This window comes from Homoserinimonas sp. A447 (assembly GCF_054489325.1).
Genome location: NZ_JBTMWW010000001.1, coordinates 433,205 through 447,723, shown reverse-complemented (window position 1 = coordinate 447,723; position 14,519 = coordinate 433,205). Strand labels below are relative to the sequence as shown.

Genomic DNA, 14,519 nt, shown 5'->3' with positions numbered 1-14,519 from the left:
TGTTGTCCGGGCGGAAGGGAACGTACACCCTGCCCGAGGTTCTAGGCTCGAACCTATGGCCCTGTCCCCCGCACTCACCCGTGAACCGGGCCTGTTCAGCCGCGAGTACCTGTGGATCACGCTCGGCTCGTGCGCACTCGTCTTCCTCGGCGCATTCGAGTCCCTCGCCGTGACCACCGTGATGCCGGTCGTCAGTGCCGACCTGGATGGCGCCAGCCTGTATGCGCTCGCATTCGCCGGGCCACTCGCCACCGGGGTGATCGGCATGGTGGTTGCGGGCAACTGGTGCGACCGGGCCGGTCCGATCGTGCCGCTCTACACCTCCGCCGTGCTGTTCGTCATCGGACTACTGGTGGCCGGAACCGCGACGATCATGCCCATGCTGGTCGCCGGCCGCCTGGTGCAGGGCCTCGGCGCCGGCGCCATCAACGTCGCACTCTATGTGGTGGTCGCGCGCGTCTACCCGGCCAGGCTGCATCCGCAGATCTTCGCCGGATTCGCCGCCGCGTGGGTCGTCCCGTCGCTCATCGGCCCATTCGCGGCCGGGGTGGTCACCGAATTGTTCAGCTGGCACTGGGTCTTCCTCGGCGTGGTGGGGCTGGTCGCCATCGCCGCCGCCATGGTCTGGCCGGCACTGCGCGGCCTGACCGGCCAGGAAGCGGATGCGGAGCCGGCACCCTGGTCGTTCGGCCGCATTGGCTGGTCTATCATCGCCGCAAGCGCCGTGCTGCTCCTGGGGCTGCTGGCCGAGGTGGAATCCGTCGGCGGAGCGCTCGTCGGCGTCGGCATCGTCGTGGCGCTGATCGCCGTGCGACCGCTGCTGCCGCGCGGAACGCTGCTCGCCCGCCGGCGGTTACCCAGCGTGATCCTCCTGCGCGGTCTGGTGGGTGCATCCTTCTTCGGCGCCGAGGTGTATCTGCCCTACCTGCTCATCGAGCGCTACCACTTCCTGCCATCGCTGGCCGGACTCGCCCTGACCATCGGCGCGCTGACCTGGGCGAGCGCCTCCTGGCTGCAGGGGCGCCTGACGTCGCAACTCACTCACCAGCTGAGCACCGTCATCGGCGCCAGCCTCGTGCTCGCATCCATCCTCCTCGCCGGCGTGACCGCCCTGTTCACGCTGTCGCCGGTCATCGCGATCATCGGCTGGGGCCTCGGCGGCGCAGGGATGGGGCTCATGTACCCGCGGCTCAGTGTGATGACCCTCGCCATGTCGACCAAGGCGAACCAGGGGTTCAACAGTTCGGCGCTGTCGATCTCCGACTCCCTCGGCGCCGCGCTGGCCCTCTCCATGACCGGGATCGTCTTCGCCGGGCTCGCCACCAGCGGCCTCTCCTTCCCTGGGGTTTTCGCCTTCGCCGCGCTGATTGCCGTGGTGGCCGTCGTCGTCGCACCCCGGGTGGCAGAGAGGATGAGGGGCGAATGATCACGCCACCGGCACCACCGGCCAAGGGCGTCGCATCCGTCGACGGCGTCACCATCGCCACGTACGAGTTCGGGGATGCGGATGCCCGGCCGGCGCTGCTCGTGCACGGTTTCGCCTCCAGCGGGTTGCTGAACTGGCGGAACAGCGGGTGGGTGCGCGACCTGCTGCGCGCCGGCTACCGGGTGATCGCCATCGACCAGCGCGGGCATGGGGAGAGCGACAAGCCGCACTCCCCCGACGCATACACGATCGACCTGCTCGTCGCCGATGTGCAGCATGTGCTCGACACCTTCATGCTCGACGAGGTCGACTACGTCGGGTATTCACTGGGGGCGCGCGTGGGCTGGCGTACCGCTGTCAACGCGCCCGGGCGCATCCGTCGCCTCATTCTCGGCGGGATCCCGGATGGCGACCCGCTCACCCGCTTCCGAGTCGACCAGGCGCGGGCATTCATCGCGGACGGCACGCCTATTGAGGATCGGCTCACCGCCACCTACCTGAAGATGGCGGCCGGGATCCGCGGAAACGACCTCAGCGCGCTGGTGTCGTTGGTGGAGGGGATGCGCGGCGGGCCGCAGCCCGACCCGGCCAACCCGCCCGTGCAGCCGACGCTCTTCGCCACCGGCAGCGAGGACCCGATCCTGAATGCGTCACGGGCGCTTGCCGACGCGACGCCGCTCGGGTCGTTTTACGAGATTCCGGGGCGGGGACACTTCAATGCGCCCACCGCCCGCGGCTTCCGCGATGCGGCGCTGGAGTTCCTCCGAGCGGGTTGACCACGTCGAAACATCGGGGCTCGACAAGCTCGCCTGGTCTCGACAAGCTCGACCCGCCTATTCGCAGCGAGACGTCAGTGGTTGCGGCGGGCCGCGATCGCCTTGCCGATGCGATCGATCACCGACTGGGCCGTTCCCCACACACCCTTGCGGAACAACAGCACCACGATGATGAAGATGCTGCCGGTGATGATGCCGATGCCGTCGAAACCGGAACTGGCCAGTGAGTCCTCCAGCAGCACGATGATCGCTGCGCCGACCGGGCCGCCCCAGAGGGTGCCCATGCCGCCGATCACGGTCATCAGCACGACCTTGCCGGATGTGGTCCAATCCAGCTCCTGCAGCGACACGAAACCGTGGCTGATCGCGAAGACACCGCCGGCGATGCCCGCCAGCCCGGCTGACAGCACGAACGCGATCAGCTTGTACCGTTCAACGTCATAGCCCAGCGCTCGCGCCCTCGACGGGTTGTCCCGAATCGACACCAGCACCCGGCCGAACGGCGAGTGCACGATGCGCCAGCCGGCGAAAGCGCCAAGGCCGATCAGGATGATCGCAACATAGTAGAAGTAGAACGACTCGCTCTCGATCAGCTCGATCCCGAAGAAGGCGCTCGGCACACCCTGCAGCCCGTTCTCGCCGCCGGTCACGTCTTTCCACTGGTTGGCGATGAAGTAGATCATCTGGGCGAATGCCAGCGTGACCATGGCGAAGTAGATGCCGGCGCGGCGCACCGAGAGGAGCCCGATCGGCACGGCGATCACCATCGCGAAGAGTGCGCCGCCGATCACCGCCACCGGGAACGGCACCCCCAGGTTGATGGCGATAAGCCCGGTCACGTAGGCCGAACTCCCCCAGAAGGCGGCGTGGCCGAACGACAGCAGTCCGGTGAAGCCCAGGAGGAGGTCGACCGAGAGTGCGAACAGCGCCCACGCAGCGATGTCCATGGCGACCGGCGGGTAGACGAACCACGGCAGGGCGAGGGCGGCGAACAGTCCGACACCCAAGAGGATCAGCCGGCGAATCGTGCGACGCCGGCGAACGGCCGGGTCCAGGATGCTGCCTGCCACCAGGGTGTCGCGGGGAAGGGTGTCGCTGGTCATACCGTTTCCTGCCTTCCGAAGAGTCCGGCAGGACGAATCAGGATGACGCCGGCCATGAGGATGAAGATCGCGATCTGCGCGAACGTACCGGCGTAGGCCTGGCCGTAAGCCTCGACGAGGCCGACCAGGAACCCGGCGACCACGGCTCCGAGGATGGAGCCCAGCCCGCCGATCACCACGATCGCGAAGAGGATGATGATGAAGTTGTTACCCATGCTGGCGGTGATCGCCCGGAACGGTGAGGCGAGAACGCCGGCGAGCCCGGCGAGGGCCACGCCGAAACCGAACACCGGGGTGACCCAACGACCGACGTTGATGCCGAGCGCCCGAGCGCGTTCCGGCTCCTCGGTAGCCGCACGCACGATCATTCCGGCGCGGGTCTTGGTGAGCAGCATCCAGACGACGATGCACACCACGACGGAGAAGACGAACACGAAGACCTGATACGTCGGAAGCGTCACCGACCCGAGGGTGATCAGGCCCTCAAGCCCCGGTGCCTGCTCATACGGCAGCCCGGAGACGCCGTACTCGCGCTTCACCAGGTCGACCAGCAGCAGGGCGAGGCCGAAGGTCAGTAGGAAGTTGTACAGGATGTCCAGCTTCAGCAGCCACTGGATGAGCAGCCGTTCCACCACCACGCCGACGACGAACATGATCACCGGCACCAGCACCAGGGCAAGCCAGAAATGCACCTCGAAGGTGCTGAGCAGCACGGCGGACAGAACGGCGCCCAGCATGTAGAAGGCACCGTGTGCGAAGTTCACCACGCCGAGCGCGCCGAAGATCACCGCCAGCCCGAGGGCGGCAAGCGCGTAGAACCCGCCTGCCGCGAGCCCCTGCACCGTGTACTGGATGAACGATTCCATGTAGATCTCTTCCGAGTTTTGGGAGTGGGCGACTGGCGTCGCCCACTCCCAGGGTCAATCAGGGTCGGGTTAGAGCGAGCAGGCTTCGCTCACTGCCGGGTAGGCATCGGCTGCTGGGATGGTGGCGATGATCTCCTCGTAGTCCCAGTCCTCCTTGACGTCAGCTGCCTCCTTCACCTTGGCGACATAGGTGTCGTGGACCACGCTGTGGTCACCGGCACGGATCTCGCCGTTGCGCAGGAACACGTCGTTGACCTTCAGCCCCTCGAGCTCGGAGATGATGGCATCCGCGTCATCCGTACCGGCACGCTGGATAGCGTCCAGGTATTGGTACGCGGCCGAGTAGTTTGCCGCGTGGGCGAACGACGGGCGGGTGTCTGCCAGCTCCATGAAGCGGTCGGCGAACTCACGGTTCTGCTCGTCGTAGTCCCAGTACCAGGCATCCGTGAACGTGGTTCCGGCGAACTCCTCGACGCCCAGCGAGTGGATGTCGGTGATGAACATCAGGCCCACCGCGAGGGTCGCGTCAGCGCCCGACTGGTTGTACTGCTTCACGAAGTTGATCAGGTCGCCACCGGCAGCCATGATGCCGACGACATCCGGGTTGGTGGATTCGGCCTTGGTGATGAACGTCGCGAAGTTGTCGTTCGGGAACGGCGTGGCGATAGCCTCGTTGATGCTTCCGCCGGCACCCTCGATCGCGGCGCCGAACGACTTCACCATGTCCTGCCCGAATGCGTAGTCGGGGTAGACCAGACTCCAGGTCTCGCCGCCGTCAGCGACAACGCCGGATGCGCCCTTCGCCAGCATCTGGGTGTTGTAGGCCCAGTGGAAGGTGTACGGGTTGCAGGCTGCGCCGGTGAGCTCCATGGTCGCGGCACCGACGTTGATGTACAGCTTCTTCTTCTCGTTGGCGACCTCGGCGACAGCAAGGGCGGCTGAGGATGCCGGAACGTCCATGATGATGTCGGCGCTCTTGCGGTCGTACATCTGCTGCGCCTGGGTGTTGGCGACATCCGGCTTGTTCTGGGTGTCGGCGACCGTGATCTCCACCGTCTTGGCCACGGCCTCATCGCCGTACTTCTCGTGGTAGTCGTCGATCGCCATCTGGATGGCAATCTCGCTGTTCGGGCCGGACAGGTCCTTGTACACGCCGGACTGGTCGTTCAGCAGCCCGATGACGACCTTGCCATCACTGAGGTCACTCTCGGTGGCAGCCGGCGGACCACCCGCCGCACAACCGGCGAGCATGACCCCGCCCGTCAGGACGGCGGCGAATGCCAGCCCTCGCGTCTTCGTGATTGCCATGTAAATACTCCCTTGTACTTGGTGCGGATTGGCGGTGCGTTACATCCCCAGGTGTTCGAGCAGTTCGCTCTCCCTGACCTGGAAATCAGCGTTGTCGAGCTGTTCGACAACACGTCCTTGGGCGAGCAGGTAATGCCGGTCGGCGACAGTCGAGGCGAACTTGACGTTCTGCTCGACCAGGAGGATCGCGACGCCGTTGGCCTTCACCTCGCGGATGATCTCCCCGATGCGCTGCACGATCACCGGCGCCAGCCCCTCGCTGGGCTCGTCGAGCAGCAGCAGGCGTGAGCCCATGCGCAGCACCCGGGCGATGGCGAGCATCTGCTGCTCTCCCCCGGACAGCTGCGTGCCCATGGATGCTCGGCGGTCTGCCAGCACCGGGAAGGCTTCGTACACGCGGTCGAGCGCCCAGGCATCCGGATGCACCACAGGGGGAAGCAGCAGATTCTCGGCGACGGTCAGGCTCGAGTAGATGCCCCGATCATCCGGTACCCAGCCGATGCCGGCGCGTGCCCGGGCATTCGGTGACAGCTTGGCGATCGGCTGCCCGTCGAACGTGATCGAGCCCTGCAGGTCGCGATGCAACCCCATGATGCAGCGGAGCAGCGAAGTCTTGCCGGCACCGTTGCGCCCCACCAGGGTGACCACCTCGCCGGGTTGCACATTGATGGTGACGTCGGACAGAACCCGTGCCTCACCGTAGGACGCCGACAGCGAATTGATCTCAAGCATGAGCCTGCCCCAGGTAAGCGGTGATGACCTTCTCGTCCTTGCGGACCTCGTCGTAGGTGCCCTCCACCAGGATCTGCCCCTGCTGGAGAACCGTGACGCTGTTGGCGAGGCTGCCGACGACGTGCATGTTGTGATCGACGAAGACGATCGTGCGGCCGGCCGAGATGCTGAGCACCAGCTCGATGGTGCGATCGACGTCTTCGAGGCTCATCCCGGCCGTCGGCTCATCGAGCAGCAGCAGTTTCGGCTCCAGCGCCAGGGCCAGAGCCAACTCGACCGCCCGCTTCTGTCCGTAGGCGAACTGGCCGACCTCGTCGTTGGCACGATCGGCCATGCCTACCTGGTCGAGCAGCTCGAGCGCCCGGCCGTGGAAGCGATCGAGGGTGCGCTCGGACCGCCAAAACTTGTAGGCGAGGCCGGTGGGGCTGCAGAGCGCCAGTTCGAGGTGCTCGAGTGCGGTCAGGTTGTCGAACAGGCTGGTGATCTGGAATGAGCGGGCAATACCGAGGTGGGCGATGTTCTCCGGGTCGAGGCCGGTGATGTCCTTGCCGTCGAACACGATCGTTCCGGAAGTCGGCTTGAGAAATCCGGTCAGCAGGTTGAACAGCGTGGTCTTACCGGCACCGTTCGGCCCGACCAGCGCATGCACGCTGCCCTCCTGGATCGCCAGGTCGACGTCATTGACGGCCTTGAACCCGCGAAAGTCCTTGGTCAACCCGGAAGCTGCCAGCAGCGTCGTGGTGCCCGACCCGGCTGCGACACCGGGCTGAGCTGCGCTCACCAAGCCGCTCCGTCAACGCTGTCGTGAACCACGGTTTTCGGGGGGAGCAGCACGGCGAAGCCCTTCCTACAGTCATTGGAGGCGGTTGGCGATATATCAACCTGACAAGTGATTCAGGTTTCGTGTTGAAGGTACTCCCTCTGATGCGTCCAGCGCAAGTGTCCCCAATTCGGGGGCGCGCACGATCAACTCATCCCACCCATAGCTGCGCGGTGTTTTCCGGCTTGCGCGGCCGCAAATGCGGCCGCGCCATAGATCGTGCAGAGAACGGGGCGTGTTCGGCGGGGCTACTCGGTCGCGGCGGCGCGCTCCAGCACGAGTTCGCGGACGCGCGCAGCATCCGCCTGGCCCTTCATGGCCTTCATCACGGCACCGATCACGGCACCGGCAGCCTGCACCTTGCCATCGCGGATCTTCGCCAGGACGTCCGGCTGCGAAGCCAGCGCCTCATCGATGGCGGCGATCAGCGCACCGTCGTCGGACACCACGGCGAGCCCTCGGGACTTCACGACCTCGCCGGGCGAACCCTCCCCGGCCATGACTCCCTCCAGCACCTGGCGGGCCAGACGGTCGGTCAGTTCGCCGTCCTCCACCATGGCGACCAACTCGGAGACGTGCAGCGGCGACACCAGCGATGACGCCTCGACCCCGCGCTCGTTCGCGACGCGGGCGATCTCACCGGTCCACCACTTCCGGGCGGAGTGAGCGGATGCCCCGGCAGCGGTCGTCGCCTCGACCTCGTTCAGCAGGCCGGAGTTCACGACATCCTGGAACTCCAGGTCAGTGAAGCCCCAAGCCTCCTTCAGCCGGCGCTTGCGCAACGACGGAGCCTCCGGCAACGCCAGGCGCAGCTCCTCGATCAGCTCGTGGGATGGCTCGACCGGCAGCAGGTCGGGCTCGGGAAAGTAACGGTAGTCGTCCGCGTCGCTCTTCGGGCGCCCGGCGGAGGTCACCCCGGTATCCTCGTGCCAGTGACGGGTCTCCTGGATGATCGTGCCGCCCTTGGCGAGGATGGCCGCCTGGCGCTGGATCTCGTAGCGGATGGCGCGCTCAACCGAACGCAGGCTGTTCACGTTCTTCGTCTCGGTACGCGTTCCGAGAATGCCAGAGCCACGCGGGCTCAGCGAGATGTTGGCGTCGCAGCGCAGGTTGCCGCGCTCCATCTTCGCCTCCGAGATTCCGAGGGAGAGCACGATGTCACGAATGGCGGCAACGTAGGCCTTGGCGAGGTCCGGGGCATCCGCTTCAGCACCGGTGATCATCTTGGTGACGATTTCGACCAGCGGAACACCGGCTCGGTTGTAGTCGACGAGCGAATACTCTGCACCCTGGATGCGACCGGTCGCGCCACCCACGTGGGTGAGCTTTCCTGCGTCCTCCTCCATGTGCGCGCGCTCGATCTCGATCTGGAACACGCGGCCGTTCGGCAGCTCGACTTCGACGTTGCCGTCGAACGCGATCGGCTCGTCATATTGCGAGATCTGGTAGTTCTTGGCCAGGTCGGGATAGAAATAGTTCTTGCGCGCGAACCGGCTCGACGGCGCGATCGAGCAGCCAAGGGCCAGGCCGAGGCTGATCGAGTAGCGGATGGCCTTCTCGTTCACCACCGGCAGGCTGCCGGGCAGGCCGAGGTCGACGGGCGTGATCGTCGTGTTCGGCTCGTGCGGCACGTTCTCGAAGGCCGCCGGGTTGGGGGCATCAGAGAACATCTTCGTCTGCGTGTTCAACTCGACGTGAACCTCGAAACCGAGCACCGGCTCGAACATTTCAATGGCCTTGTCGTAGTCCATGAGATCGATCTTGGCCATCAGACGACACCTTCCATTGCTGCGAACTCTTCGCCGAACGCGAGATCGGGCGCCTGGCTGATCAGCGTGCGGCCCCACTTCTCTTCGAGCAGCGCCTCCAACGCGGAGCCGGCACGGTACAGCCTCACATCCTGGCGCGCGGGAGCCATGATCTGGATGCCGGTGGGCAGCCCGTCCTCGGGTGCCAGGCCCATGGGCAGGCCCATTCCGGGAATGCCGGCCAGGTTCGCCGGGATGGTCGTGATGTCGTTGAGGTACATCGCCAGCGGGTCTTCCAGCTTCTCCCCCAGCTTGAACGCCGTGGTCGGCGCGGCCGGGCTGACCAGCACATCCGCTTTCAGGAATGCGGCATCGAAGTCGCGCTGGATGAGGGTGCGCACCTTCTGCGCGCTCCCGTAGTAGGCGTCGTAGTAGCCGGCGCTCAGGGCGTAGGTGCCCAGGATGATGCGGCGCTTCACCTCGGGTCCGAAGCCTGCCTCGCGGGTGGCCGCCATGACATCCTCGACCGTTCCGCCACCCTCAGGGTTCACCCGCAGGCCGAAACGAACGGAGTCGAACTTGGCCAGGTTGCTGGACGCCTCCGCCGGGAGGATCAGGTAGTACGCGTTGATGGCGTACTCGAAGCTGGGCGCGGAGACCTCGACGATTTCGGCGCCGGCGGATGCCATCAGCTCGAGCGATTCCGCGAACCGGCTGTGCACGCCAGCCTGGAAGCCGTCGCCGTTGAGCTCCTTCACCACGCCGACGCGCAGGCCGGCGAGCGACCTGGACGCTGCTCCCTCGCGGGCGGCAGTGGCGAAGCTCGGCCACTCGTCGCGCAGCGAGGTGGAGTCACGCGGGTCGTGGCCGCCGATGACGTCGTGCAGCAGCGCGGCGTCGAGAACCGTGCGGGTGACCGGGCCGACCTGGTCGAGGGAGGAGGCCAGCGCGATCGCGCCGTACCGGGATACGCCGCCGTAGGTCGGCTTGACGCCGACCGAACCGGTGACTGCGGCCGGCTGGCGGATCGAGCCGCCGGTGTCGCTGCCCAGTGCGAGCGGCGCCTCGAAGGCTGCAACGGCGGCAGCGGAACCGCCACCAGAGCCTCCCGGGATGCGCTCGAGGTCCCACGGGTTTCGGGTGGGCCCATAGGCGGAGTGCTCGGTCGATGAGCCCATCGCGAACTCGTCCATATTGGTCTTGCCGAGCGGCACCAGGTCCGCTTCGCGCAGCTTGCGCACCACGGTCGCGTCATACGGTGGAACCCAGCCCTCGAGCATCCGCGACCCTGCCGTCGACGGCATGTCGATGGTGCACAGGACATCTTTGATGGCGATCGGAACGCCGGCCAGCGGACTCAGCTTCGCGCCGGAAGCCCGCTTGGCGTCCACCGCCTTCGCCGTGTCGAGAGCGGCGGATGACACGTGCAGGAACGCATGGACATCACCGTCGACTGCGGCAATGCGGTCCAGGTGCGCCTGCGTCACCTCAACGCTGGAGACGTCACCCGACTGCAGTTTCTCGGCGAGCGCGGCTGCGGACATCCTCGTCAGATCGGACATTACTGCTCCTCCCCCAGGATGGCCGACACCCGGAACCGGCTGCCGTCGTGGTCGGGTGCGCCGCTCAAGGCCTGCGCCGTCGTCAGGGTCTCCCCCGGAACATCCGGTCGGAACACATTGCTGAGCGGAATCGGATGCGACGTGGCCGGCACATCGGCTGACGCCACCTCGTTCACCCGCGCCACCGAGTCGATGATGACGCTGAGCTCGCCAGTGAGCTTGGCGATCTCGGACTCCGTCAACGCGATGCGGGCCAAATTGGCCAGGTGGGCCACCTGTTCGGTGGTGATTTCAGACATGGGGGCTCCGCAGGGTCGCTTCTGGTGGGGACCCGCCAATTCTATCGGGCACCCCCAACGGGCAGGCGCCGGGCGTCAGATCAGGCGATTGAAGTAGGTGAGGGTGCGCTGCACGTCCTGGCCGGAGCCGTCGCTGACCAGCGATCCGCGGTCGATACCGATCAGCGCCATGTTCCGCAGCGACTCGCTGTTCGGTGCGAAGTAGCCATTGTGGCCGACGGATGCGGTCAGCTCCTCGTCGGTGATCAGGTCGACGCCGCCGGCAACACTCATCGGGTGGGCGCCATAGGACGGCGCACCCGGGTCGTTGCCGAAGTAGCCGGTGCCCACCACCGGGTCCCAGCTGGCCTCGCCGACGAAGACGTTGCGTCCGCGAACGTGAAGGTCGTCAACGGACTGTGCGTCGCTGCCGGGGGAGCCGACGACGGCGAAGGAGTCGACCTCGAAGTTGCCGGTCACCAGCGCTTTCATCGCCGCGGTCGACCCATAGGAGTGCGCCAGCAACGACACGAACGGCCGGTCGGTGCCGCGCTCGTCGAAGAGCGAATCCATGGCGGAATCCAGGTACAGCGCGCCCTCATCCGCAAGCTCCTCGGAGCCGACGGTGAAGATGTTCGGCGTCTGGTATCCCATCCAGGCAACCGTGGCGACGGTCTTGTCCTGCAACCGCGGGTCGCTCCTGCCCAGCAGGTCGAGCCAGGCGTTCTGCTCGTTGTACAACTCCAGCGCGGTCTCCGACCAGTCGACGACCTGCCCCTCGATGGTGAAGAACATTCCCGGGATCAGGTAGCTGACGTAGTCGGCGGTTCCCAGGTCGCCGACGACGATGGCGGCGCGGCCGGGCCACTGCGTGTCGAGGCTGATGATCGAGCGGTCCGGCGTTCCAGTCGCCGGCGCGATGGCCAACTCGATCTGGTGCAACATGCTCAGCTGGGCCCCGATCTCGGTGCTCGCAACACGGCCGATCCCCATCTCCGCCGTCGCCTCGAGCTGGCCGATGGTCGTCTCGAGCAACTCGCGGTTGACGGCATCTCGTGTGGCGATGGGCACACCGGGCAGGTTGCCGACAATCTCAGGTGCCGCGGCCCGCAGGTCGCGTTGTGCCGCTGTCGGCAGCGAAGCCCACCAGCGGGCGGTCTGACCGGCAGCGGGCGGGTTGAGGAGCAGCTGCGTCGTCGACTCGGAACTTGTCTCCATGAACGAGCTGAGTTCCGCCCGGTCGAGCATCGCAAGCTGTTCGAGCAGCACGCGACCAGCCAATTGCGGCAGGAGAGTGGGGTCAAGTCTCTCGTGTTGCGCGCGCAGCGTGGTGTTCCCGTCGACCCGGAAAGCGCTGAAGGGATCCGTCTGTGGCGCCTGCGTCACGGTGCTTGCCGCTGTGCTGGCCATGGCGGGCGGAACGAAATCCGGCGCGGCAACTACCCCAGCGACCCCTGAAAGGGTGACCGAGGCGACCAGCAGCACCACGAGGTCAATCACGGATTGGACAGTTTCCTATGTACCCCATGCGGGAGGAGCATCAGCAAATGAAATGTTCTTACTTACTGTAGGTATAGCAGAGGCCCAATTGCATGGCAATAAGTTGCGCAGGCGCAAAGATCCGGATGTTTCGCTATTCGAGCGCCGATGGCCCCTCGGCGAGCAACACGGCGAACTGCGCGGCGTCGATAATCCGCACGCCGAGTTCTTCGGCTTTCGCCAGCTTGGAGCCGGCGCCGGGGCCCGCCGCAACGAAATCCGTCTTCTTCGACACGCTCGAGGCCGCCTTGCCTCCAGCCGCGATGATCGCCTCCAGGGCGCCCTCCCGGGTGAAGCCCTCCAGGCTCCCGGTGGCCACCACGGTCACGCCCTCCAGTGGACCGCCCGCCGCCGCTGCCGCGCCCGGCCCGGCGTGACCGGGCGTCGAGAACTGGACGTCGGCATCCGCCCACCGCTCCACGATCTCCCGATGCCAATCGACCTGGAACCACTCGATCACCGCGTCGGCGATGATGCCACCAACACCATCGACGGTGGCCAGTTCATCTCGGGACGCCTCACGAATCGCCTGCAGGGATCCGAAATAGTCGGCGAGTGCGCGGGCGGCCACCGGCCCGACGTGGCGAATGTTGAGGCTCACCAGAATGCGCCAGAGCGGCTTGGTCTTCGCCTTCTCGATCTCTGCCAGGAGCTTCACCGCACTGGATGATGGCTGTGGCCCGAGCAGTCCGCTCTTCTTCTCGGCGGGCGTCGGGTTGCGGCGGAACGGGGTTCGCACTTTCGGCTGGCCGTCTTCAACCTCCTTCACCAAGCCGGTCTCGCTGTCGCGCACAACGACTTCGATCGGCAGGAGGTCGTCGAGGGTGAGGTCGAACAGCCCCGCCTCGGTGACCAGCGGCGGAACCTCCGGAACGCTCGGCTGCGTCAGCGCCGCAGCAGCCACCTCCCCGAGAACCTCGATGTCGAGTGCACCCCGGCTGCCGATGTGCTCCACCCGGCCGCGAACCTGCGCGGGGCAGGTCTTCGCGTTGGGGCAGCGCAGGTCGATGTCCCCCTCCTTCGCCGGCCGCAGGGGCGTGCCGCACTCCGGGCAATTGGCCGGCATCACGAACTCGCGTTCGGTACCGTCTCGCAGCTCCACCACCGGGCCGAGCACTTCGGGAATCACATCGCCCGCCTTGCGCAGCACCACCGTGTCGCCGATGAGTACGGCTTTCGCCTTCACCACGTCCTGGTTGTGCAGCGTCGCCTGGCGCACCTCGGAACCGGCAACGCGCACCTTCTCCATCACGGCGAAGGGCGTGGCCCGTCCGGTGCGCCCGACGCTCACGACGATGTCGAGCAGCTTCGTGTTCACCTGCTCCGGCGGGTACTTGTAGGCGATCGCCCAGCGCGGCGCCCGGCTGGTCGCACCGAGCTCGTCGTGCAGAGCCAACTCGTCGACCTTGATGACGATGCCGTCGATCTCATGTTCGACGCTGCCGCGGTTCTCACCGAAGTATTCGATGAACTCGGCCACCTCGCCTGCTGTCTTCTTCACGCGGTAGTGGCTGCTGGTCGGCAGGCCCCAAGTGCTCAGCAGTTCGTACACCTGCGATTGGGAGGCGGCGGGAGGGTTGGCCCAGGCGCCGATGCCGTGCACGAGCATCCGCAACCTGCTCAGGCGGTTGGTCATCAGCCTCAGCCCGGACTCGCTCTTGCCCTCGGACTTCTGCCGCAGGCTTCCGGATGCCGCGTTCCGCGGGTTGGCGAATACGCGCTCCCCGGCCTCAGCCTGTTCGGCGTTGAGTTCCCGGAACGCCTCGACCGGGAAGAACACCTCACCGCGCACCTCGACGAGGGGCGGATGCCCGGAGCCGGCCAGCCGGCGCGGGATGGAGGGGATCAGGCGCACGTTCTCTGTCACGTCTTCGCCGACCCGGCCGTCGCCGCGGGTTGCCGCCGAACGGAGAACGCCGTTCTCGTAGCGCAGGTTGAGTGCCAGCCCGTCGATTTTCAGTTCGCAAAGGTAGTCGACGTGGCGGTGGGCGTCGCGTTCGACCCTCGCAGCCCAGGTGGTGAACTCGTCGATGGAGAACACGTTGTCGAGGCTGAGCATCCGTTCCGCGTGCTCAACCGGGTCGAACAGGGTCTGCGCCTTGCCGCCGACCGTCTGGGTCGGGCTGTCCTGGCCCTGGAGCTCCGGGAACAGCCGCTCGAGTTCTTCGAGTCGGTGCATCATCCGGTCGTATTCCGCGTCGTCGACGAGCACTTCGTCGCGCTCGTAGTACGCATCACGCAGTTCGAGGATGCGCGCCGTCAGCTTGTCGGCCTCGTCGTGCGCGGCATCCAGGTCGGGCGCGGTGTAGGTCTCTGCCACGGCACAAGTGTAGGCGCGGCCGGCGACATCGGCAGGCGGCG

12 protein-coding genes are annotated in these 14,519 nt (G+C 66.4%); 2 read left to right on the top strand and 10 right to left on the bottom strand.

Annotated elements, in window-relative coordinates:
* Nucleotides 1-55: 55 nt before the first annotated feature.
* Both ACX3O0_RS02115 and ACX3O0_RS02110 read left to right on the top strand, forming a co-directional pair.
* A complete protein-coding gene (locus ACX3O0_RS02115) occupies nt 56-1,426 on the top strand; it encodes an MFS transporter (RefSeq protein WP_459106635.1) in 1,371 nt (456 codons plus the stop codon).
* Entirely contained in the window at nt 1,423-2,202 is a 780-nt protein-coding gene (locus ACX3O0_RS02110; RefSeq protein WP_459106634.1) for an alpha/beta fold hydrolase, read from the top strand. The genes ACX3O0_RS02115 and ACX3O0_RS02110 overlap by 4 nt, the downstream gene beginning before the upstream one ends.
* A gap of 74 nt (nt 2,203-2,276) precedes the next feature.
* Here ACX3O0_RS02110 and ACX3O0_RS02105 read toward each other — a convergent pair whose 3' ends face one another.
* The 10 genes from ACX3O0_RS02105 to ligA form a co-directional block, all read right to left on the bottom strand.
* Nucleotides 2,277-3,305 (bottom strand): branched-chain amino acid ABC transporter permease, encoded by a 1,029-nt coding sequence (locus ACX3O0_RS02105; RefSeq protein WP_459106633.1) that lies wholly within the window; start codon nt 3,303-3,305, stop codon nt 2,277-2,279.
* The gene (locus ACX3O0_RS02100) at nt 3,302-4,171 is read right to left on the bottom strand and encodes a branched-chain amino acid ABC transporter permease (RefSeq protein WP_459090543.1); all 870 of its coding nucleotides are present in this window, start codon (nt 4,169-4,171) and stop codon (nt 3,302-3,304) included. The genes ACX3O0_RS02105 and ACX3O0_RS02100 overlap by 4 nt, the downstream gene beginning before the upstream one ends.
* Before the next feature lie 69 nt (nt 4,172-4,240).
* Nucleotides 4,241-5,479, bottom strand: coding sequence for an ABC transporter substrate-binding protein (locus ACX3O0_RS02095; protein ID WP_459106632.1), 1,239 nt, complete (start codon nt 5,477-5,479; stop codon nt 4,241-4,243).
* Nucleotides 5,480-5,518: 39 nt separating this feature from the next.
* Complete coding sequence (locus tag ACX3O0_RS02090) at nt 5,519-6,211, bottom strand: ABC transporter ATP-binding protein (RefSeq protein ID WP_459090539.1); 693 nt, start codon at nt 6,209-6,211, stop codon at nt 5,519-5,521.
* Nucleotides 6,204-6,992, bottom strand: coding sequence for an ABC transporter ATP-binding protein (locus ACX3O0_RS02085; protein WP_459090537.1), 789 nt, complete (start codon nt 6,990-6,992; stop codon nt 6,204-6,206). The genes ACX3O0_RS02090 and ACX3O0_RS02085 overlap by 8 nt, the downstream gene beginning before the upstream one ends.
* A 287-nt stretch (nt 6,993-7,279) precedes the next feature.
* Entirely contained in the window at nt 7,280-8,800 is a 1,521-nt protein-coding gene (gene gatB / locus ACX3O0_RS02080; RefSeq protein WP_459106631.1) for an Asp-tRNA(Asn)/Glu-tRNA(Gln) amidotransferase subunit GatB, read from the bottom strand.
* Nucleotides 8,800-10,341: an Asp-tRNA(Asn)/Glu-tRNA(Gln) amidotransferase subunit GatA gene (gene gatA / locus ACX3O0_RS02075; RefSeq protein ID WP_459106630.1), complete on the bottom strand. Its 1,542-nt coding sequence runs from the start codon at nt 10,339-10,341 to the stop codon at nt 8,800-8,802. Before gatA ends, gatB begins: the two co-directional genes overlap by 1 nt.
* The gene (gene gatC / locus ACX3O0_RS02070; protein WP_459090531.1) at nt 10,341-10,640 is read right to left on the bottom strand and encodes an Asp-tRNA(Asn)/Glu-tRNA(Gln) amidotransferase subunit GatC; all 300 of its coding nucleotides are present in this window, start codon (nt 10,638-10,640) and stop codon (nt 10,341-10,343) included. Before gatC ends, gatA begins: the two co-directional genes overlap by 1 nt.
* A gap of 75 nt (nt 10,641-10,715) precedes the next feature.
* A complete protein-coding gene (locus tag ACX3O0_RS02065) occupies nt 10,716-12,119 on the bottom strand; it encodes an alpha/beta hydrolase (protein ID WP_459090529.1) in 1,404 nt (467 codons plus the stop codon).
* 133 nt (nt 12,120-12,252) lie between these two features.
* On the bottom strand, nt 12,253-14,478 hold the full coding sequence (gene ligA / locus ACX3O0_RS02060; RefSeq protein WP_459106629.1) for an NAD-dependent DNA ligase LigA: 2,226 nt from the start codon (nt 14,476-14,478) through the stop codon (nt 12,253-12,255).
* Nucleotides 14,479-14,519: the final 41 nt, after the last annotated feature.